The sequence below is a fragment of the Rhizobium sp. WSM1328 genome, assembly GCF_057653715.1.
This window is the reverse complement of record NZ_JBYGKO010000004.1, coordinates 296,888-317,539: the sequence shown is the minus strand read 5'-3', so window position 1 is coordinate 317,539 and position 20,652 is coordinate 296,888. Positions and strand designations below refer to the sequence as shown.

At 60.4% G+C, this 20,652-nt stretch carries 17 protein-coding genes; 12 read left to right on the top strand and 5 right to left on the bottom strand.

Going from position 1 to position 20,652, the window contains the following annotated elements; all coding sequences use genetic code 11:
- Positions 1-44 precede the first annotated feature (44 nt).
- From AC2444_RS32720 to AC2444_RS32695, 6 genes are all read left to right on the top strand, one after another.
- Positions 45-770, top strand: a complete 726-nt coding sequence (locus AC2444_RS32720) for an SDR family NAD(P)-dependent oxidoreductase (RefSeq protein ID WP_012763356.1) — start codon at positions 45-47, stop codon at positions 768-770.
- Positions 764-1,270: a RidA family protein gene (locus AC2444_RS32715; protein ID WP_128438601.1), complete on the top strand. Its 507-nt coding sequence runs from the start codon at positions 764-766 to the stop codon at positions 1,268-1,270. The genes AC2444_RS32720 and AC2444_RS32715 overlap by 7 nt, the downstream gene beginning before the upstream one ends.
- Positions 1,267-2,256 carry an enoyl-CoA hydratase/isomerase family protein gene (locus tag AC2444_RS32710; RefSeq protein ID WP_164902785.1) on the top strand — a complete coding sequence of 330 codons (990 nt, stop codon included), beginning with the start codon at positions 1,267-1,269 and terminating at the stop codon, positions 2,254-2,256. Before AC2444_RS32715 ends, AC2444_RS32710 begins: the two co-directional genes overlap by 4 nt.
- A gap of 85 nt (positions 2,257-2,341) precedes the next feature.
- Positions 2,342-2,890 carry a hypothetical protein gene (locus tag AC2444_RS32705; protein WP_012763359.1) on the top strand — a complete coding sequence of 183 codons (549 nt, stop codon included), beginning with the start codon at positions 2,342-2,344 and terminating at the stop codon, positions 2,888-2,890.
- A gap of 16 nt (positions 2,891-2,906) precedes the next feature.
- Positions 2,907-3,542 carry a cysteine hydrolase family protein gene (locus AC2444_RS32700; protein ID WP_012763360.1) on the top strand — a complete coding sequence of 212 codons (636 nt, stop codon included), beginning with the start codon at positions 2,907-2,909 and terminating at the stop codon, positions 3,540-3,542.
- A gap of 208 nt (positions 3,543-3,750) precedes the next feature.
- The gene (locus AC2444_RS32695; protein ID WP_012763361.1) at positions 3,751-5,298 is read left to right on the top strand and encodes an aldehyde dehydrogenase (NADP(+)); all 1,548 of its coding nucleotides are present in this window, start codon (positions 3,751-3,753) and stop codon (positions 5,296-5,298) included.
- A gap of 54 nt (positions 5,299-5,352) precedes the next feature.
- Here the strand turns inward: AC2444_RS32695 and AC2444_RS32690 are convergent, their stop codons facing one another.
- The 4 genes from AC2444_RS32690 to AC2444_RS32675 are packed head-to-tail and all read right to left on the bottom strand — an operon-like array spanning position 5,353 to position 9,196.
- A complete protein-coding gene (locus tag AC2444_RS32690) occupies positions 5,353-5,946 on the bottom strand; it encodes an NADPH-dependent FMN reductase (RefSeq protein WP_017996547.1) in 594 nt (197 codons plus the stop codon).
- Positions 5,947-5,997: 51 nt separating this feature from the next.
- The gene (locus AC2444_RS32685) at positions 5,998-7,026 is read right to left on the bottom strand and encodes a D-cysteine desulfhydrase family protein (protein ID WP_128407878.1); all 1,029 of its coding nucleotides are present in this window, start codon (positions 7,024-7,026) and stop codon (positions 5,998-6,000) included.
- 35 nt (positions 7,027-7,061) lie between these two features.
- Positions 7,062-7,871, bottom strand: coding sequence for an SDR family NAD(P)-dependent oxidoreductase (locus AC2444_RS32680; RefSeq protein ID WP_012763364.1), 810 nt, complete (start codon positions 7,869-7,871; stop codon positions 7,062-7,064).
- Between the two features lie 38 nt (positions 7,872-7,909).
- Positions 7,910-9,196, bottom strand: a complete 1,287-nt coding sequence (locus AC2444_RS32675; protein WP_128438599.1) for an epoxide hydrolase family protein — start codon at positions 9,194-9,196, stop codon at positions 7,910-7,912.
- 214 nt (positions 9,197-9,410) lie between these two features.
- Here AC2444_RS32675 and AC2444_RS32670 point away from each other — a divergent pair, with 214 nt between their 5' ends.
- Positions 9,411-10,079 (top strand): VOC family protein, encoded by a 669-nt coding sequence (locus tag AC2444_RS32670; RefSeq protein WP_017996549.1) that lies wholly within the window; start codon positions 9,411-9,413, stop codon positions 10,077-10,079.
- Positions 10,080-10,315: 236 nt separating this feature from the next.
- On the opposite strand, the gene AC2444_RS32665 is transcribed toward AC2444_RS32670, so the two are convergent.
- A complete protein-coding gene (locus AC2444_RS32665; protein WP_017996550.1) occupies positions 10,316-11,248 on the bottom strand; it encodes a LysR family transcriptional regulator in 933 nt (310 codons plus the stop codon).
- Positions 11,249-11,496: 248 nt separating this feature from the next.
- Between AC2444_RS32665 and AC2444_RS32660 the strand changes: the two genes are divergently transcribed.
- The 5 genes from AC2444_RS32660 (at position 11,497) to AC2444_RS32640 (ending at position 19,962) form a co-directional block, all read left to right on the top strand.
- Entirely contained in the window at positions 11,497-12,168 is a 672-nt protein-coding gene (locus AC2444_RS32660; protein ID WP_012763368.1) for a response regulator transcription factor, read from the top strand.
- A 140-nt stretch (positions 12,169-12,308) separates the two neighbouring features.
- Positions 12,309-14,969 (top strand): PAS domain-containing sensor histidine kinase, encoded by a 2,661-nt coding sequence (locus AC2444_RS32655; RefSeq protein WP_128408061.1) that lies wholly within the window; start codon positions 12,309-12,311, stop codon positions 14,967-14,969.
- Entirely contained in the window at positions 14,966-15,340 is a 375-nt protein-coding gene (locus tag AC2444_RS32650) for a response regulator (protein WP_012763370.1), read from the top strand. Before AC2444_RS32655 ends, AC2444_RS32650 begins: the two co-directional genes overlap by 4 nt.
- A 138-nt stretch (positions 15,341-15,478) precedes the next feature.
- Positions 15,479-18,481: a PAS domain-containing protein gene (locus AC2444_RS32645; protein WP_128438597.1), complete on the top strand. Its 3,003-nt coding sequence runs from the start codon at positions 15,479-15,481 to the stop codon at positions 18,479-18,481.
- 185 nt (positions 18,482-18,666) lie between these two features.
- Complete coding sequence (locus AC2444_RS32640; RefSeq protein WP_017996554.1) at positions 18,667-19,962, top strand: epoxide hydrolase family protein; 1,296 nt, start codon at positions 18,667-18,669, stop codon at positions 19,960-19,962.
- The last annotated feature ends 690 nt before the right edge of the window (positions 19,963-20,652 follow it).

The following is a 20,652-nucleotide window of genomic DNA, read 5'->3' as shown; positions in this document are numbered from 1 at the left end:
CCTGGCGGACGAAGGGTACCCGCGTCGCCACAACGGAGGCAGGCATGAGCGTGCATAAGACTGTTATCATCACGGGCGCGTCGCAAGGGATCGGAGCCGGACTCGTCAAGACGTTCCTGGACAAGGGCTGGAACGTCGTCGGAACCTCTCGGAACATCAGCGAGAGCACGCTTTTCGACCGTGCGGGGCGATTGGAACTGATCAGCGGCGACGTCGCGGATCCGAAAACCGCCGAGCGGGCGGCGGCGGCAGCGATTGAGCAGTTCGGCTCGATCGACGCACTCGTGAACAATGCCGGAGTGTTCTTCACCAAACCGTTCCTCGAATACACCATCGACGATTTCCGGCGCCTGTGCGCGACGAACGTCGAGGGATTCCTCCATTTCACGCAGCGCGCGATCGGACAAATGCTGCGCCAGAAGTCCGGCGGGAGCGTCGTGACGATCACGTCGTCGCTGACGGACCATCCGATTGCCGGCGTGACCGCGTCGCTTCCAATGGTCACCAAGGGCGGCCTCAACGCCGTCACCAAGAGCCTGGCGCTGGAGTTCGCCAAGGACAACATCCGCGTCAACGCCCTGTCTCCGGGGGTGGTCGACACTCCTCTCCATGCGAAAAACCCGCGGTCCTTCCTCGAATCCTTGTCGCCGATGGGGACTATCACGGCGGTTCAGGAGATCGTCGACGGCGTCGTCTATCTGACGGAATCCTCCAACATCACCGGGGAGGTGCTGCACGTCGACAACGGCGCACATCTGGGCAAATGGTAGTCGCGAGCGCTGAGGCGCGCATCAAGGAACTGGCGATATGCCTCCCGAAGGCGCCCACGCCATTCGGCGCGTATGTCGAAGCGTTCCAAAGCGGCTCGCTGCTTTTCCTAAGCGGCATGCTACCGGTCGCCGGACATTTGCCACTCTATACGGGCCTCGTCGGCCGCGAGCTGTCCGTCGCCGAAGGCTACGACGCGGCGCGGGCGGCCTGCCTTAGTGGTCTAGCCGCCGCGCAGTCGCAGCTAGGAACGCTGGACAGGATCCGATCGGTCGCCAAGCTGGGAGTCTACATCGCCTGCCCCGCCGATTTCCATGAACACCCCAAAGTCGCCGATGGAGCGTCAGAGCTGTTGCTCGATGTGTTCGGTCCCGCCCGGCTCCCTCCCCGTGTCGTCCTCGGCGTTTCCAGCATACCGCTTGGAATGCCCGTCGAGGTCGAACTGGTCTTCGAGATCGGGCCAGCATTCGTCTCACAAACTCAAGAACGGAGCCAACCATGAAGGTCAGACAACCAACCAGGACAAGCGCCATCGCGATGTCGTCGAAAGCCCTTACCGCCGCGGCGCTACTGCTGCTTCCAGCGCTCGCCCTTTCCGGTCAGACGAAGGTCGCCGAGAAAGTGGATCGTGCTGCAGAGGTCAAGGCCGACCCAAGTCGGGAACATGCACAGATCAAGGTGGATAAGCGGACGCCCGCCTACTGGCGCGTCACCTTCGACAACCCGCCCTTCAACATCTTCGGACCGGAGACGATCCCTCAGATGGAGAAAGTGGTGGCCGAAATCGAGAGCGATCCTAATCTTCGAGTCGTCGTCTTCGACAGCGCTGTGCCGGGGTTCTTCCTCACCCACTACAACTTTACGCCGCCTCTCGCCGAATCCACCAGCCTCCCTTCTGGCCCGACCGGTTTGCACCCCCTGCCCGACATGCTGGTCCGTATCAGCAAGTCGCCAGTCGTCTCGATCGCGCTGATCCGCGGCCGCGCGACGGGGGTCGGAAGCGAGCTTGCTCTCGCCAGCGACATGCGCTTCGCGAGCCGTCAGAAAGCAATTCTCTCTCAGTGGGAGGTCGGCGCGGCACTCGTCCCCGGCGGCGGCCCGATGGCGCGGCTACCGCGGCTGATGGGGCGCGGTCGAGCGCTGGAGGTCCTGCTTGGCTCCGACGACATCAATGGCGATCTCGCTGAGAAGTACGGATACGTTAATCGCGCCTTCGACGACGACAAGCTCGATCCGTTCGTCGACGCTCTCGCTACCCGGATCTCTGGCTTTGATCGCCAGGCGATCGCCGACACCAAACGCCTGGTCGACTTCGCGAGCCTTCCGAGCGACCCCGAGATCGCCGCAGGCTGGGACGCCTTCATTACGTCGGTCCAGCGTCCGGCGGCGCAGAAGAACATCGGACGCCTGATGGACATGGGCCTGCAGAAGGACCCGGACATCGAGGCCAGGCTCGGACACTACACGCAAACTCTGGCCGACGAGTAGGCCGAGGCGGTGCCCGCGCAAGGACTCGGCAGGTCGCGCGGGCATCAACGTCCTTCAACGCACTCAACCACAAAGGAGAAGTCTCATGCACAGCCTTGAAAACCAGATCGTCGATTCCAGCTTTTCGGCCATCATCAACGCCCCGATCGAGACGATCGATATTCCGACATGGTGTTTTAACCTGCCGGAAGAGGAATACCAGGGATGCTCGCCTGCCCACATCGCAGCGGGCTTCACGACAGCGGACGACGGCACGCGGATGTCGATAAATGTCGAGACAATCGGCGGCAGTCTGATGGTCCAGCATTACCACGAAACACTCGGCGAAAAGGATCATCTCATCCTCGACTCCGATTCCGACGTCTTTACGCCGAACGGCCGGGTCACCATCCACGTCACCTGGGAACTGAGTGTGAAGAAGCTCGATGCGAACCGCTGCGAATTCACCAACCGCGTCCAATCCTACGCGACCGACGAGATGATGGCCTTCCTTGATCGCCAGGGCATCCCGTTCGAACTCTTCCGCACGCAGCGACAGCCGATGTCGATTGCTCACAACAAGGGCGAGACGCCGCTGTTCGCGGCGAGCATTGAGCGCGCGGCCCTGAAGAATTCGGCCACGAAAGCGGCTTGAGCCGAAGGAAAACATCATGACAGAACTTTCCTTTGATCGGAATAACACTGGCCTGCTGGTGGTTGACCCCTACAACGACTTCATCTCGGAGGGCGGCAAGATCTGGCCCCGGATCAAGGAGGTCGCCGAGGCGAACAACTGCGTGCCGCACATGCTCGAAGTGCTAACCGCCGCCCGCGAAGCCAAGCTCCGGGTCTTTTTCGCGATGCATCATCGCTATCGGGCCGGAGACTACGAGAATTGGAAGTATGTGGCGCCGATCCAGCGTGCGGCCTGGCACCGCAAGAGCTTCGAGTTCGGCACGTGGGGCGGTGAGTTTAGAGCCGAGTTCGTGCCCGTGGCCGGCGAGGTCGTCGCATCCGAGCATTGGTGCTCGAGCGGCTTTGCCAACACCGATCTCGATCTCGAGCTGAAGCGGCATGGCATCCAGCGTGTCATCGTGATCGGATTGGTGGCCCACACCTGCATCGAAGCAACCGTCCGGTACGCCGCCGAACTTGGCTACGACGTGACCGTCGTTAAGGATGCGGTCGCCGACTATTCGCCGGAAATGATGCATGCGGCACTGGAGGTCAATCTGCCCAGCTATGCCAGCGCCATCATCGACACCAAGGAAACCGTGGCGGCGATCGCCCTCACCCAGGAGGCGTAGGCAGCCATTTTACGGGCTACTTGCATTCGGGGGGCATCAAGCTTGCCGGATGCAGCTCCATTTGAAAAGTAATACTATTTGCATGCCGAGGGTTGGCAGGCCTCGCGTCGACGCCTATTTGAGGTCAAAGCCAACTGCCAACGGTTAGCGTCGAGCCTCCCACATGAGTGGAGGACAGTATCGGCTCTTCGTTTCGAAAGGATCCACGATGACACTCTCCGGCGACCTCCTCATCGGCGGCGCGAGCATGCGCGGCGCGGCCGCGACATTCTCCGCGATCAACCCAGCCAGCGGCAGCTCCATGGAGCCGAGCTTTGCGGGCGCGACCAGGGAGCAGGTCGAGCAAGCCGCGTCTTTGGCTTGGGACGCCTTCCCGGTCTACAAGGAAACATCGCTCGAGGATCGGGCCCGCTTCCTGGAAGCGATCGCGGAAGGAATTCTGGCCATCGGGGACGAACTCGTCCTGCGAGCAATCGACGAGACGGGACTGCCGCGCGGCCGCATCGAAGGAGAGCGCGCCCGAACGGTCGGACAGCTTCGGCTCTTCGCCAAGGAAGTCCGCGACGGCGTTTTCCAGGAACTGCGTTTCGATCCCGCCGACGCCGACCGCAAGCCGGTGGCGAAGCCTGATCTTCGGCTCCGCAACATCGCTCTCGGACCGGTCGTAGTGTTCGGGGCGTCGAACTTCCCCCTAGCCTTTTCCGTCGCTGGCGGCGACACTGCCTCCGCCCTCGCGGCCGGCTGTCCGGTGATCGTCAAGGCGCACTCCGCCCATCCCGGAACCTCTGCACTGGTTGGCAAGGCCGTCGTCGACGCCGTCGCTGCATGCGGGCTCCCGTCGGGGACTTTCGCGCTGTTGTTCGACGCAGGCTTCGAGGTCGGCCAGACCCTGGTCGCCGACCACCGGGTACGCGCAGTTGGCTTCACCGGCTCGCGCCGCGGCGGCACCGCGTTGATGAAGATCGCGTCGGAGCGGAAGCAGCCGATACCCGTCTACGCCGAAATGAGCAGCATCAACCCCGTAATCCTCTATCCAAACGCACTGCTGGGCCGGGGCGCGGAAATCGGGAGATCGTTCGCGGCTTCGCTGACCCTCGGCGCCGGTCAATTCTGCACGAATCCTGGTTTGATCATCGCCATCGAGGGAGCGGGCCTCGACGCTTTCATCGAGAGCGCAGCGGCGGCGTTGGCCGAAGCGCCGGCTCAGACCATGCTGACAGGCGGCATCTGCGAGGCGTATCGAAAGGGCGTGGCAAGGCTGTCGTCTTCACCGCCCGTCTCGCAGGTCTCTGCGGGGAAAAACGGAACGGCTCATCAAGCGTCTGCCGCGCTTTTCGAGACGACGGCGGCTGACTTTCTCGCCAATCCAGAGCTCCAGGAAGAGGTGTTCGGCGCGGCGGGGCTGATCGTTCGTTGCCACGACGACGACGACCTCCGTAAAGTGGTCGAATCCTTGGAAGGACAGTTGACGATCGCGCTACACGTGGATGCCAAGGACGTCGATGCGGCCTCGCAGATGATCCCGCAGTTGGAACTTCTCGCCGGCCGGCTCCTCGTCAACGGCTTCGGGACGGGCGTCGAAGTCTCCCCGGCGATGGTCCATGGCGGACCTTATCCGGCGACGTCGGACGGAAGATCGACGTCGGTCGGCACATTGGCGATCTATCGTTTCCTGCGCCCAGTCTCCTACCAGGACTTTCCGGTCGGCCTGCTTCCAGCCCCACTCAAGGATGTTAAGGCCGCCCCTCGCGCGTAGAAGATAAAAACTGGAGGGGGGCGGCTCACGCCCCCGCTCCTTGTCTTGCAGAGGTTAGACCTCTGAAGCCTTCGCAGCCATCGTGGCCTTCGCCCACCAGACCAGCTCGTCCAGCGCAGTCTTCGCCGATGGCAGGAGGTTTGCTTCGATCTCTTCGATCGGCTTGTTGCCGCCCATCGAGAAAACGGTGAAGAAGTCGCTGCCGCCGATATGAACGGCCGCATGCGTGGAAACCATCTGCAGCTCGACGCCGATTCCGCGAAGATGCTCAAGTGCGCGCGACCCGCCCGCGGTGCCGTAGGCGATCGCAGTGAACGGCTTGCGCGCCCATTCCACATAGGACTGGTCGAGGGCGTTCTTCAGCACGCCGGTGATCGAGCGATTGTATTCCGCGACAACGAAGATGTACCCGTCGTAGCGGGCGACGGTGTGCTGCCAACGAACGGCTTCGGCACTCTGGCTGGGTGCGTAGGCGTTCGACGCCACCTCGTCGAAGAACGGCAGGGGATGGTCACGCAGATCGACGATTTCGACGTCGATGTCGTCGCGGGCCTGAGCCTGCTTCAGTATCCACTGTGCGGGCTTGTCGGCGAAACGGGTCGGTCGGGTGGAGCCGATGATGATGGCGATCTTAGGTTTCGTAGGCATGGCATTCCTAATTTTATGTCGGGTTGATGATAATGACCCTCTGGGAGAGGATCAGTCGCTACTCAGGGCGTCTGCATAGGCATAAAGCCCAGGAGAACCTCCCGTCATGACGAACAGGACGTTCGATCCTGGCGCGATGACTTCGTTTTCGATATCGGACAGCAGGCCGGCAAAGGCTTTCCCTCCGTAGACGGGATCCAGAAGCAGGCCTTCAGAGCGGCCGACGAGCCTGATCGCTTCAATCATTTCGCACGTCGGCACGCCGTAGCCGCCACCGAGCTTCGCGCCGTCTATCGCCAGCTCCTCAGCTCGAATTCGGTCCTTCTTCCCGAGGAGGTCGAAGACCGCATTGACCTTCTCCACCGTCGCGGCGACGCATGTCTCCGCTGGCGAGAGCACGGTGTATGCTCTGATCCTGGAAGGATTTTTTCCGACCAGGGCATCTCCCACGGCCAGACCGGCGTGCATGCCGCCACTACCGTTCGGGATGACGACGTGGTCGAACGCGATGCCGATCTCAGTCGATTGCGCTGCGATTTCGAATGCGCAGTCGACGTAGCCCAGAGCTCCGACCGGCGTCGAACCGCCAAGCGTGCCCACGAAAGCCTTCCCTCCGGCCGCGGCGATCTCCGACGCGCGGGCCGTGGCGAACGCGCTCGCATCGTCGCCGGTGCCGAGGAGGTGGACGCGGGCGCCAAAGACCCGGTCCAACAAGACGTTGCCGTTGGCCTGGTAGATCTCGGTCCCGCGGGGCACCATTTGAGTCAGAACGACCTCGCATGCCAGTCCGGTTCTGGCGCAGGCGGCCGCGGCCAGACGGGCGAAATTTGACTGCACGCCGCCGGTTACGACGAGGGTATCGCAGCCTTTCGACCGGGCGTGGCCGATGAGGAATTCAAGCTTGCGGAGCTTGTTGCCCCCGCCCCCGAGTTCCATCAGATCGTCTCTCTTCGCCCAGATCGAGACGCCTCGTCGGCTCTCGCCGAGCACTTGCTCCAGACGATCCAGCCGCTGGATCGGCGTCGGTCCGTTCACCAGGCGTACGCGCGGAAACCGGTTCAAAAGATCCCAGTCGGACATCTCTGCCTCGCTTCTTGAGTGTTGTCGTACCGGTGTCAGGACGCTAGCGCCGGCGTCCGGTAGCGCGGGGCAGGAACGTTGCGAGAAAGGTTCGGCATCAGCTTCTGACGAGCCGCCTCGTATGCGTTCCAGTCGTCGATGTTGGGTACCGAAGGAAGGGTCATCAGTTCGCCCATGTCGAGACCGGCGAGTGCAGCATCGACCGCATCTTCGGCCTTCATGACGATCTGGTCGGGCAGGCGGTCGAGCGAGCCGCCCGATGCCTCCCAGAAAGGCGTCTCCACCGCGCCGGGAAGTACGGCCTGAATCCGGATGTTCTTTTCCGCCAGCTCCTTCTGCAGAGAGAACGTCAAAGCGATGACGAACGCCTTCGTTGCGCCGTAGACCCCGTTGAGGATTTCGGGGGCCACGCCCAACGCGGAGGCCATGTTGACGATCGTGCCGTGCTCACGTGCGACGAAGGACGGCGCGACGGCATAGACGAGACGAGTCAGAGCCGTCACGTTGATCGCAATCATTTTTTCCATCGCCTCGACGTCGGACATGAGCAACGGTTCGACCGCGCCGACCCCGGCATTGTTGACGAGCATGGTGATCGACGGGTCGCTCCGAAGGATTCCTTCAACCTTCAGCAGGTCGTCCCGTTGGCCAAGGTCGGCCCGGACGGTCTTTACGTTCCGACCGGTCGAACTTGCGATATCCTTGCTGATCCGGGCGAGCGCATCCTGGCTGCGCGCCACCAGTATCAGGTCGTAGCCGCGGCGGGCTAGCCTGTCGGCGTAGAGCGCGCCGATACCCGACGATCCACCGGTGATCAGCGCAGTGCCTCTTGGAAAGTTTGTCATTGTGGTTCTCCTTGATTGAGGTGAATTCGGAATGCTTGTCAGCGAAGCGTTCTGAACGCCGCACGCAGCTCCGATGCGAAAAGCTCCGGTTGCTCCCAGGCGGCGAAGTGCCCGCCCTTGTCGACTTTGCTGTAGTAGATGAGGTTGTGGTACGCCTTCTCGGCCCAGCTTTTCGGCGCCTGGTAGATCTCGCCGGGAAAGACGGTGATCGCGGCCGGAATCTTGATGTCGACGGCGTTGAAGTTGTTGGCGTTGTTCTCCCAGTAGAGCCGCGCGCCAGACGTGGCCGTCCCGGTGAACCAGTAGAGAGAGATGTCGTCGAGCATCTCGTCCTTGCTCAGCGACTTCTCCGGATCGCCGCCGCTATAGGTCCAGTCGGCGAACTTGTCGTAGTACCAGGCGGCGAGACCGACCGGTGAATCGGTCAACGCATAGCCCAGCGTCTGCGGCCGCGTGACCATCATCAAAGCGTAGCCCGCGCCCTTCGTGTACAGCGCGTTCATCTGCTCGTAGGCGGCCTTCTCGTCTTCGGAAAGCCCGGCCGGCGCGGGTTCGCCATCGGCGAGCGCCTTTGCAATGTCGGGCGGAACGGTCGCCGGCATGTTCGTGTGAATGCCGAGCAGTCCGTCCGGTGCCTGCGCCGCCATCTTGTCGGATACGACAGCGCCCCAGTCCCCGCCCTGCGACACATAACGGTCGTAGCCGAGCCGCTTCATCAGCACGTGCCACGCCCGCCCGATGCGGTCCGGGCCCCATCCGGTTTCGCTTGGGACTTCCGAGAAGCCGTAGCCGGGCATCGACGGTATGACGACGTGGAAGGCGTCCTCCGCGGCGCCGCCGTGCGCGGTCGGATCGGTGAGCGGCCCGATCGTCTTGACGAGTTCGAGCACCGATCCAGGCCAGCCGTGCGTCATGATCAGCGGCAGGGCGTCCGCGTGCTTGGACTTGACGTGAATGAAGTGAATGTCGAGGCCGTCGATCCTGGTCATGAACTGCGTATGCGCGTTTAGCTTCTTCTCGCCGCGCCGCCAGTCGTATTCCTTGCCCCAGTACTCCACGAGCGGCTTTAGCTTTTGAAGCTGCGCGCCTTGCGAACGGTCGGAAACCGTCTCCTTGCCAGGCCAACGTGTCGCACGGACACGGCGGCGCAGCTCATCGACCTCCTCCTGCGGGATTGCGCACTTGAAGGGGCGGATAGCATCGCCCTCCGTCGCCGCCCTGACGGGCTTGGGGAGAATGCTGAGTGCGGCGGTCGCGGCTGTGACTGCAAGCAGTTGGCGCCGCGTCGTCGATAGTGCGGTTCTCGTTTCTACTCTTGCTGACATGACGTCCTCCGTTGAAACTGAATGGTTGGAATGCGTCTTAGGGATCGTCCGGCAGGGCTGGCGAGGATATTGTTCGAAGGTATCGGCGATACCAATGGATCGGTTACCGACGTTGCTCGACGCATCGACACCTTGGGACAATGGACATCGGGGACAGCGACGGCGCATCGTGCCGATCGCGGTGAAAGTGACCGCGATTAACAGGGAGATCGAGATGGCTATCCAAGAACCCACCCCAACCAAATCCGCGCGCGCGGATCACATCGACATGAAGCTCGAAGTCGTCGTCATTCCCGTGTCCGACGTCGATCGCGCCAAGTCCTTCTACACCGGCCTTGGCTGGAGGCTCGACGCCGACGTCTCTGGCAAGGACGGTTTTCGCGTCGTGCAGGTGACCCCTCCAGGATCGCCTTGCTCCATGATTTTCGGATCGAATGTGGCGGCCGCCTCACCCGGTTCCGCTCAAGGCCTCCACTTGGTCGTTACCGACATCGAGATGGCGCACGCGGCTCTTGCCTCCCGCGGCGCCGAGATGAGCGGCGTCTTTCACGACGCCGGCGGCGTCTTCCATCACAAGGGTGCCGACCAGCGGCTGCCAGGACCACATCCCTCCCGGTCGAGCTACGGTTCTTTCGCCTCCTTCTCCGACCCGGACGGAAACGGCTGGCTCCTACAGGAAGTCACGGCGAGACTTCCTGGTCGCATCGACACCAAAGGTGCAGCGTTCACATCCGCGGGCGACCTCGCAGAGGCGCTGCGCAGGGCCGCGGCCGCCCATGGCGAGCATGAGAAGCGCGACGGCGGCAAGCACGACGAGGCGTGGCCAGAATGGTACGCCGACTATCTGGTCAAAGAGCAGTCTGGCCAAACCCTGCCGACGTGACCTCCTGAACGAAAGCCTGCGCCCCAGGCAACCATCTCCGCCCCGACCATTGCGCAAGAACGCCGGTCCTCTCGTGCCGGCGTTCCCGCTGGCTACCGGCGACACTCGTCCGTCGGCCTCGGTTGACGAGCACCGAGCCGGTACCGAGCTCATCACCGTGACTGGGAGGTTAGCTGGGAAGCGCGTCGCGGAGAACCGTCGCTTGCCTGCAGACAGCCAACCGCGTTTCGGCACAATTATTCGAGGCTTCCGGATTCGGCGGCGATGCGTCCAAGTTCCGAACGTAGACGCGGCACTGCAAAGTCGATGAAGGTTCGAACTTTCGGAACGGCTGCGCGTCCTTGAGGGGCCAGGATGTGAACTGGCAGCGCAGGTGGCTCCGCCTGATGAAGAACGACCCTGAGGCGACCGTCGCGGACATATTCTGCGACGTGATACGAATAGAGCCGGGTCACGCCCATTCCTTCGGCGGCCGATGCCGCAGCCGCTCGGACGCTGTTGACCAGATAGCGTGGGGTGAAGTGAACGGTTCTTGGGACGGAAGTGCCTTTGGCCGGCGCGAAGCTCCAGGATTCGAGGCCGAAGTTCGAGAAGGCGATCAAGTCGTGGCGGGAGAGATCGGACGGCTCAGTGATTGCGGCTCGACTGTCGAGATATTGCGGCGCGGCGACCACGACGCGGCGAACATCTCCGCCAATGCGCGTGGACATGTGGGTCGAGTCGGCGAGATTTCCGATCCTCAGGGCGACGTCCACTCCCTCGTCGACCAGGTTCACGAAGCGATCGAGCATCAAAAGCCGAACGGAGACGTTGGCGTTCTCAAGAAGGAAGCTGTCGAGGATCGGCCGGAGCACCTCTTCGCCCAGGATGGGCGGCGCCGAAATTGTCAGCGTTCCTCGCGGAGAGGATCGCTCTGAGCCGGCGATCATGTCCGCCTCCTCGAGATCGACAAGCACCCTGCGACATGCTTCGACATATCTCTGGCCCGCTTCGCTGAGCTTTAGACTCCTTGTCGTTCGGTGAAGGAGTTCCACGCCAACATGTTGCTCAAGCAGACCCAATGCCCGACTGATCGCAGTCGGGGACCGCTTCAGCCTACGAGCGGCGCCCGCCAGGCTTCCTTCTTCAACCGCAGTGACGAAGACCTTCATTGCATCGATACGATCCATTATCTGCTCCTGACCGCTTTAGGCGCCGGCGAGCCGCGCGAAGTTGCCGGTGACGGGCCATCTACCCAACAAGCAGGTGACGCGCGACCCTTCAGGCCCGATACCATCGTACAATGGACTTCCCCGCTGGACCGATCATTCTGTCCAGGCTTGCTAAGCGAGTTGATGATTTTATCGCCAAGCGCACATTTTGTGATACCATTTTTCGGGAAGTTGGCGACGACCTGGACAGCTCTTTGGGAGAGCACATGTACCGGATGACCTCCACGGTGACGACTTCGAACCTAGGCGATCAGGATCGACCGACAGTCTTCGTCGTTGATGACGACATCTCAGTGCGAGAATCGCTGGAGCTGCTGATTGGCTCCGCCGGGTGGCGACCCCTGCTTTTTGACTCCGCGCATAGTTTTCTCGAAGCACCGGTTCTGGCCTCTCCCTGCTGCCTGGTTCTTGACGTGAATATGCCAGGACTGAACGGCCTCGATCTCCAGAGCATGATTACGATAAGCCGGAGCAGGATGCCGATCATATTCGTGTCCGGTTTCGGCGACGTCCCGACGACCGTGAAAGCTCTCAAAGGAGGCGCGTTGGATTTCCTTACCAAACCGATCGAGACGGTTGCGTTCCTGGAGGCCGTGAGCTCGGCGTTGGAACAGAGCGCGGCCATGTTGCGTGACGAGAGCAACCTGCTTGCGCTGCAAGGGTGTTACGAGGCGCTTACCAAGCGCGAACGAGAGGTCATGGTGCGCGTGGTCAAAGGACTTCTCAACAAGCAAGTGGCATACGAGTTGGATATCAGCGAGATCACCGTCAAGGCGCATCGCGGCCAAGTCATGCGGAAGATGTGCGCCCGAACTCTTCCCGACCTCGTGAACATGGCCGCGCGCCTTCGGCTGGAGGAGCCACCCGAAATTCACTGAAGCGTAAAGCCTCGATCGGCGCGCGGCACAACTTGCTAGAACCCGGCGACAACGGCACAACCGATACCATAGGATAATATACGGCAGGTTGATTAAAACGCACGATATCCTGAGGGTGCAATCCCGCGAAAAGGATAGATATGAGCGTGGAACTCGTTCGGGTTCTGGAAGCGTTGCCAGGAATGGCTTTTACCGCCCTACCGGACGGCAGCATCGATTTCATGAACGCCAATTTGGTTGATTTCCTCGGGCTTGGCGAAGCGGTGACGGTTTGGCCATTAGCCGGCTCTCCCGCAGACCTGCGGAACACGAGACAGCAGTGGGACGCGCTGCTGTCCGGACGCGAGCCTTTCGAAATCACATTGCCTATAGGTCACCCCACCGCCGCGTTGCAGGAATTGCATGTTCGCTGCAAGCCATTGATCGAAAACGACCGGGTGGAGAGGTGGTACGGCTTGGCGACCGAGGGGGCGCACATTGCATCGCGACCAGAGATACGAGAGGGCGCCGCCGCGAAGGCATTGGATAATCAGACTATCTTGGAAAGTATTCCGGCCGGCATAGGAGTTCTCGATTCGAACGGAAACGTCGAGGCGATCAACGGCCACCTCCTGCAATACTATGGTCGGTCGCTTGATGAACTACGCTCCTGGGGTCGAAGTGATGTCGTCCATCCCGATGACATGCAGGGGTTAACCAAAGCCATTCAACAGGCGGTCGACAAAGGCACGGCCTACGAGGCCGAGGTACGGCTCCGGCGCGCCGACGGCGAATATCGATGGTTCCAAATCGTCGGTTATCCCCTCGCGGATGAAAACGGCGGCATCGCCCGCTGGTACGCGCTCCATATAGATGTCGATGATCGGCGGAAGGCCGAGGACGCGCTACGATCCAACGAACTGGAGCTTCGGAACATCGTCAACGCGATGCCACTCACCGTGTGGACGAGCCGCCCCGATGGCTACTGCGACTTCGTCAACGATAGATGGCTGGAGTATGCAGGATTGAATGCCGAACAAGCAGAAGGTTCCGGTTGGGAATCCGTCGTTCACCCGGAGGATGCGAGCCATCTCGCAAAGTCCTGGAACGCTTCTCTTGCTTCGGGTCGTCCTGCTGATTTCGAAGCAAGAATGCGTGGAGCCGATGGCGGATACAGGTGGTTTCTCTTTCGCGCGACGCCGCTCCTGGGTGAAGACGGCAAGATCATCAAGTGGTACGGCACCCACATCGACATCGAAGACCGGAAGCGCGCGGAACGAGCGCTGGCCGAACGAGAGCGTGAGTCTCGTTTGATCGTCGACGGCATCGCAGGAATGATAGCAATCTTCTCGCCAGACGCCCAGTTGATCGACGGCAATCAGCAGATCCTCGACTATTTCGAGCGTCCGCTGTCGGAATTGAATGACTGGTCGAGCAACGGTATCACGCACCCCGACGATCTGCAGACCTGCATCGATAGCTTCATGGGCTCCATCGCCACGGGAGAACCATACGATTACGAAACCCGCTTTCTCCGGCACGACGGCACGTGGAGATGGTTCCAGCTTCGGGGGCTCCCCCTTCGCGACGCCGAAGGCGAGATCGTCCGGTGGTATGGACTATTGACGGATATTGACCACCGAAAGCGAGCCGAGGAGAAGCTGCGCAGAAGCGAGGCGTTTCTAGCGGACGCCCAACGCCTCAGCAAGACAGGGAGCTTCTTGCTTAATCTTGGCACAAGCGAAGTCACCTGGTCAGCGGAAACCTATCGTATCTTCGAAGTCGATCCGACGACGCCGGTGACGCTCGACATCGTCCTGTCCCGTCTGGATCCCGATAGTCTAGCTACCGTGGAGCAGGTTATCGATCAAGCCAACAGAGGGGCCGGCGACTTCGACTACGACATAACCCTGATAACGCCGAGCCACTCGCCAAAATACGTACGGGTGCTTGCGCATAGTGAGCGGAACAGGGATGGGGATCAGGAATTGATCGGCGCCGTGCAGGACGTTACCGAGAGCCGGAAGGCGGAAGATGCGCTCAATCGGGCGCGATCAGAACTGTCCTACGTAACTCGCGTTACGAGCCTCGGCGTGTTGACCGCGTCAATTGCTCACGAGGTGAATCAACCGCTAGCTGGCCTGGTGACCAATGCGGAGACTTGTCTGCGAGTTCTGGCTTCGAATCCTCCAAATCTCGATATCGCGAAGGACACGGCACGGCGAACGATCCGCGACGCCAACCGCGCTGCCGACGTGATCGCCCGTCTTTGGGAATTGTTTAGCCGCAAACCGCCGAACCTCGAGGCAGTCGACGTTAATGAGATTGCCGAGGAAGTCATCGCACTGATATCGAGCGATCTGCAGCATGCGAAAACGTCATTGACGGCCGACTTCGCAAACGATTTGCCGCGCGTGACCGGCGCTCGGGTGCAGCTTCAGCAAGTTATCATGAACCTCCTTCGAAATTCGATCGAGGCGATGCCGGCCGCGGGAGATCGGCCGCGACGAATTCGTTTGAAGACAGAGGGAGGCCTTCGAGAAATCCGGCTCTACATCGAGGATACCGGCGTAGGCTTTGACCCCCAGGGGGTGGACCGAATTTACGACGCTTTTTACACGACGAAGCCAGACGGCATGGGAATCGGCCTCTCTGTCAGTCGTTCGATTATTGAGAATCATCATGGCCGGCTGTGGGCCGAACCAAACGCTGACCATGGTGCTACCGTAGGATTTTCGGTCCCGACGTCTGCGAGCGGCGATGGGGAAAGTATCGGTCCGTCAGCGGTCCAGACGGCAAGTGACATGCAGAGGAATTTATGACTAGCCGCAAAAGACATGTCTCGGTCGTCGACGACGACGAATCCGTCCGAGAAGCCCTCCCAGATCTTCTCCGCTCGTTCGGTTTGTCCGTGGAAGCTTTTTCGTCCGCTGAGGCGTTTTTGAATTCTAAGTCGTTACAAACCAGCGACGGCATGATTCTTGACGTGGCAATGCCTGGCATGACCGGGCCGGAGCTTCAGCAGGAACTCGACCGGAGAGGCCGACGGATTTCAATCATTTTCATAACGGCGATCAAGGATGAGGACGTGCGGTCGAGGTTGATACGTGAGGGGGCTTGCGACTGTCTGTTCAAGCCCTTCAGCGCCGACGACCTTCAGGATGCGTTGCGGCTCGCATCATTGATAGACTGATATAGAGGGGCTGGCGCGGACGTAGGATGCCCCGCAATCCGGCATACGCGTAGGTACTAAAGTGTCTAGTGCCGCGCAGTAGCCGTCAAAGGATCGATATTGTAGGCTCTCGCCCGGAAAGTGGGCTTTGAGTGGGCGATGGGGATAAACGTCTTTCAATTCTTCGATGCGCTGCCCGGCATGGCATGGACCATGCTGGAGGATGGCCAAGTCGATTTCGTCAACCGAAGCTGGGTAGAGTTCACGGGGCTGCGACCGGCGTCCGGAGAGTCTTGGCGCTGGGAGGATGCGGTGCACCCGGCCGACGTTGGCGCGGTCACCGCCCATCTGCAGAGCGTTAGGCACGCAGAGACACAGGGAACGATCGAAGCGCGGCTTCGGAACGCTGCAGGCGAATTTCACCATTTCCTTATCCAGTGGGCACCTTTGGAAGACGCTCCTGGCGGCGTCGTGAAGTGGTGCGGGGTCGCGACCGATATTGAACCCGTCGTTCAAAAACGGGAAAGGTCACAGGCCGCACTCGATTTCCAGCTCGTCGTCGATAGCATCCCGATACCCGTGGCCGTGACAACACCGACTGGGGAAGTCGAAGGCCTCAACCAACTGACCCTCTCCTATTTTGGGCTAAGCCTCTCGGATCTAAAGGACTGGAAGGCTTCGGAGGTCGTGCACCCGGATGACCTGAAGGAAACCATCGAAGCCCAGATCGCCGCTCACATGGCGGGCACGTCTTATAACGTTGAGAGCCGCCATCTTCGCGCCGACGGAATTTATCGGTGGCACAATGTACTTGGTCTACCGCTGCGGGACCAGTCGGGTGCGATTCAGCGGTGGCTGCATCTTTTGATAGACATCGATGACCGAAAACGTGCCGAGGTAGCTCTTGCAAACAGTGAACGAGAGTCTCGCTTGATTGTCGGCACTATCGCAGGAATGGTCGCGCTCTTTACGCCCGAAGGTCAGTTGAACGGCGCAAATCAACAGCTTCTCGACTACTTCCAACTGCCCCTGGAGGAGGTTGTGAACTGGGCGACCAACGGTATTACGCACCCCGACGACCTGCAGCACTGTGTCGAGACATTTACGGCGTCGCTCAAAACGGGAGAGCCGTATGACTTCGAGACGCGCTTCCGTCGCCATGATGGCGAATTTCGCTGGTTCCAGGTCCGCGGCCACCCGGTCAAAGACGATAATGGCGGGATCGTCCGCTGGTATGGTCTGCTGACTGATATCGATGATGGGCGCAGGGCGGTGGAGGCGTTGCGCGAGCGCGAGATCGAGCTGCAATTGATCGTAAACTCGATCCCAGGCCTCATCATTGTGCTCCGGCCCGACGGGGCTGTGGAGAGCGTAAACGATCAGTCCTTGCGATATTTCGGCTATGATTTCAACGAGCATCAAAAGTGGAAGACCAACGATATCATTCATCCTGACGATCGTGACCGGGGCGTGGCTAGATTCGCCGAGGCAGTCGCCGCTGGTCAATCGTACGAGGTAGTGGAAAGGCTCCGTCGGCACGACGGCGTCTATCGTTGGTTCCAGGTGCGGGGAACTCCCGTGCGCGACTACGAGGGCCTCGTTGTGCGATGGTACTTCCTGCTGAATGATATCGACGACCGGAAGCACGCCGAAGTGGCGCTTGCTAACAGCGAGAGGGAATTCCGCCATATCGTCAACATGGTTCCGGGCATGATCATACTTTCGCAGCCTGATGGAACGCTCGACGGGAGCAACCAACAGCTACTGGACTACTTCGGAATCTCTCTCGACGAGGTGCAAGACTGGTCAACGAACGGCATAACTCACCCCGATGACGTGCAAGTCAATATCGATACCTTCCTGGGCGCACTCAAGAGCGGCAATCCTTACGACTACCAAAGCCGTTATCGAAGACACGACGGCGTGTTCCGATGGTTCCAGGTGCGAGGACAGCCACTTCGTGACGCAGAGGGCAAGATCGTCCGATGGTATGGACTACTGACTGACATCGACGATCGCAAGCAGGCCGAGGATGAACTGCGTAGAAGTCAGGCCCTTCTCGTTGCAGGCCAGCGCTTGATCAGGACGGGTACGTTCTCCTGGCATGTCGAAACCGACGAGCTGATCTTGTCCGACGAATGGCTTCGAATCCTCGAATTCGAAAAAGACGAAGTCGTGACGTTTGACCGGATAACGGAGCGGATACACCCGGACGACGTTGCGCTCTTTGCCGGGAAGATCGGCGCCGTACGCGAAGGCGACGAGGACTCGGAATACGAGGTCCGCGTTCTCGCCCGCAACGGCGACATAAAGTACGTTCGCGTCATCGGCGAGGTTATAATTCACCGGAATGGAAATCGGGAATGCCTTGGAGCGATCCAGGACGTGACACAAAGGCGCTTGACGGAGGAAGCGCGCGATCGGTTGCGCACAGAGCTTGCGCGAGTGACCAGCATCCTCAGCCTCGGCCAGATGTCGGCGGCGATCGCGCACGAGGTGAACCAGCCACTGTCAGGCATCATCACGAACGCGAACACCTGTCTGCGGATGCTTGCAGCCACACCGCCCGACATAGAAACGGCCCTTCAGACGGCGCGGCGCACGATCAGGGACGGCAATCGTGCCACCGAGGTAATCGCCAGACTGCGGGCGTTATTCAGTAAGCGCAACATCGAATTCGAAGACGTCGATATAAACGAGGCGGTGAGTGAGGTAGTCGCCTTGTCTGCAGGTGATCAGAGACGCAACGGCGTCGCTATTCGAACGCACTTCGCCACCTCCCTTCCCCCCGTCAACGGCGACCGAGTCCAACTTCAACAAGTGATCAACAACTTGCTTCGCAACGCCATTGACGCGGTATCTGGCGTGAAGGATCGGCTGAGATTAGTCGAGATCCGAACCCAGCTCGGCGGTGATGGGCAGATAAGCGTCGCGGTTAGCGACAATGGAATTGGTCTCGACCCAGACGGAGGGACGCGGATCTTCGAAGCCTTCTACACGACGAAGAACAATGGGATGGGGATCGGTCTTTCAGTCTGTCGTTCCATCATCGAGAGTCATGGTGGTCGCCTTTGGGCTGAGCCTAACCAGGGGCCGGGCGTCACCATGCACTTCTCCGTACCGTCGGCCGAAGAGGCAAGCATCACGGCAGCCTCGCACTGAAAACCTGGCCCGTTGCTCAGCTCAGGCACTAGCTGTGATCCTGTCCATCGCCGCACGGCAGTCGAGCGGTCGGAGGAACCACCCGATACCAAGGTGTCGGCCATACCTTGGTCCAATTGTTGCAGAACTCCTTCACTGCGAATTTCCTCCTCGTCAAATAACAGCTCACGAGCAAGGAGGACGCCATGTCCCGAGTAGAGCCAAAAGTCACCCGTCGAACACTGCTTACGATCGCCGCGTCCGCCAGCGCCATCGGAGTCTTTCCCAAAGCGTTCGCAGCGACCGGTACCGAATCCGGGCTGCGACCCTTCAAGTTCACCGCGTCCAAGGATCAGCTCGCCGATCTCAATCGACGCGTTGCCGCCACCCGCTGGCCGGACGAGGAAAACGTCACAGACGACGGCCAGGGCGTCAGGCTCGACACGATTAAGAAGCTCGCCAACCATTGGAAGACCCACGACTGGCGAAAGGTCGAGGATCGGATCAATTCCCTCCCGCAGTTCCTCACGGAGATCGACGGCCTCGACATCCACTTCATCCATGTCAGATCGAAGCACGACAATGCGCTGCCGATCATCATCACCCATGGCTGGCCCGGATCAGTTATCGAACAGATGAAAATCATAAAACCCCTCACCGATCCGACCGCCTTCGGTGGCACCGAAGCTGACGCCTTTCATGTGGTCATTCCTTCCCTGCCGGGCTATGGATTCTCCGCCAAACCTAGGGATGCCAAGTGGACGCCGCCCCGAATTGCCAAAGCATGGGCTGTACTGATGCAGCGCCTCGGTTATGCCAAGTATGTGGCCCAAGGTGGCGATTGGGGGAATGCCGTCACAGAACTGATGGCGGTGCAGGAGCCCGCGGGGCTCCTCGGTATCCATACCAACATGGCGGCTACCGTCCCTGCCGAAATAACCAAGGCGCTTGCCGCCGGCACTCCACCTTCCACTCTCACAGCAGACGAGAAGCGGGCCTACGACCAGCTCGACGATTTCAACAAGAATGGGCTTGGCTACGCGATTGAGATGAACAACCGCCCACAGACCCTCTACGGAATCGTAGACTCGCCGATTGGGCTCGCGGCTTGGATGCTGGATCATGATATCCGGAGCTACCGAATGATCGCAAGGTCTTTCGATGGCGAACATGAAGGCCTTACGCCGGACGACGTCCTCGACAATATCACCCTTTATTGGCTTACCAACACTGCGATTTCGTCAGCGCGCCTCTATTGGGCCAACGCGCATTTCCCGTCTGGCGGTTTCTTTGATCCGCGTGGCATCAAAATTCCGGTCGCCGTGAGTGCTTTTCCGGACGAGATCTACCAGGCGCCGCAAAGCTGGGCCGAAAAAGCATATCCAAAGCTGATCCACTACAATCGACTGCCTAAGGGTGGGCACTTCGCAGCCTGGGAACAGCCGGAGCTGTTTACCTCGGAGCTGCGGGCAGCTTTCAAGCCTTTGCGCGACCAAATCTAGGTCGAGCGGTCAAATAGTCGAACCCACACCTCGCGCCATCTTAATCTGCGGCGCCCAATCATCGGGCGCCGTGCGGAAAATATCCGCCGGTGTGTTCTGGAAAGTCATTATGTTTCAGCTTCCTGCACTTCTGCTCCGGGGCATGACCATCGTCGTCAGTCCATTGAAGACACTAATGAGCGACCAGGTTTTCGGTCTTCTCCGAAAGAAAATGCCAGCGACCTTCGTCAAACAGCGCCCTCGCCCCGCAGGAAAAGGATATCCAATGCCGCGGGCTAGCACGTGCATTGCTCGATGCCGTATTCAGTTCGAAGCCACCGGTCCGGCGGTTCCGCTACTGCTGTGACGAGTTTACAAGTGTGAACCATCGGTTCAAAAGCTTGTCGGAGCACGTCAACACGGTGTTCGCGAAGCGTCGTTGACGTCCCCTTCCTCCCCCGATCCACCGTGACGTTTTTCGCCGAACTGGAGAATATCCGCAGCGGCAGCGCGGAAATGCGGTGGCTCGGACCTCTCCATCGTGGTTCCTCTAAGCTTCTCACACAGAAGCTGCTCCAGCCGAAGGGCGACGTGGCGTCGGTCGACGCCGCTCGGGTGATATCGGTCAATCTCATGCTCGGTCATCGTCATTCCCCAGATCCATCCCATGTTGGGGCGGGACAGCTTTCAACCGCAAGCGGCCGAGTGTAC

Excerpts from the sequence above, each read along its gene's own strand:
- AC2444_RS32720 (WP_012763356.1), top strand. The coding sequence starts at position 45 with ATGAGCGTGCATAAGACTGTTATCATCACGGGCGCGTCGCAAGGGATC.
- AC2444_RS32715 (WP_128438601.1), top strand. The coding sequence starts at position 764 with ATGGTAGTCGCGAGCGCTGAGGCGCGCATCAAGGAACTGGCGATATGC.
- AC2444_RS32710 (WP_164902785.1), top strand. The coding sequence starts at position 1,267 with ATGAAGGTCAGACAACCAACCAGGACAAGCGCCATCGCGATGTCGTCG.
- AC2444_RS32705 (WP_012763359.1), top strand. The coding sequence starts at position 2,342 with ATGCACAGCCTTGAAAACCAGATCGTCGATTCCAGCTTTTCGGCCATC.
- AC2444_RS32700 (WP_012763360.1), top strand. The coding sequence starts at position 2,907 with ATGACAGAACTTTCCTTTGATCGGAATAACACTGGCCTGCTGGTGGTT.
- AC2444_RS32695 (WP_012763361.1), top strand. The coding sequence starts at position 3,751 with ATGACACTCTCCGGCGACCTCCTCATCGGCGGCGCGAGCATGCGCGGC.
- AC2444_RS32690 (WP_017996547.1), bottom strand. The coding sequence starts at position 5,946 with ATGCCTACGAAACCTAAGATCGCCATCATCATCGGCTCCACCCGACCG.
- AC2444_RS32685 (WP_128407878.1), bottom strand. The coding sequence starts at position 7,026 with ATGTCCGACTGGGATCTTTTGAACCGGTTTCCGCGCGTACGCCTGGTG.
- AC2444_RS32680 (WP_012763364.1), bottom strand. The coding sequence starts at position 7,871 with ATGACAAACTTTCCAAGAGGCACTGCGCTGATCACCGGTGGATCGTCG.
- AC2444_RS32675 (WP_128438599.1), bottom strand. The coding sequence starts at position 9,196 with ATGTCAGCAAGAGTAGAAACGAGAACCGCACTATCGACGACGCGGCGC.
- AC2444_RS32670 (WP_017996549.1), top strand. The coding sequence starts at position 9,411 with ATGGCTATCCAAGAACCCACCCCAACCAAATCCGCGCGCGCGGATCAC.
- AC2444_RS32665 (WP_017996550.1), bottom strand. The coding sequence starts at position 11,248 with ATGGATCGTATCGATGCAATGAAGGTCTTCGTCACTGCGGTTGAAGAA.
- AC2444_RS32660 (WP_012763368.1), top strand. The coding sequence starts at position 11,497 with ATGTACCGGATGACCTCCACGGTGACGACTTCGAACCTAGGCGATCAG.
- AC2444_RS32655 (WP_128408061.1), top strand. The coding sequence starts at position 12,309 with ATGAGCGTGGAACTCGTTCGGGTTCTGGAAGCGTTGCCAGGAATGGCT.
- AC2444_RS32650 (WP_012763370.1), top strand. The coding sequence starts at position 14,966 with ATGACTAGCCGCAAAAGACATGTCTCGGTCGTCGACGACGACGAATCC.
- AC2444_RS32645 (WP_128438597.1), top strand. The coding sequence starts at position 15,479 with ATGGGGATAAACGTCTTTCAATTCTTCGATGCGCTGCCCGGCATGGCA.
- AC2444_RS32640 (WP_017996554.1), top strand. The coding sequence starts at position 18,667 with ATGTCCCGAGTAGAGCCAAAAGTCACCCGTCGAACACTGCTTACGATC.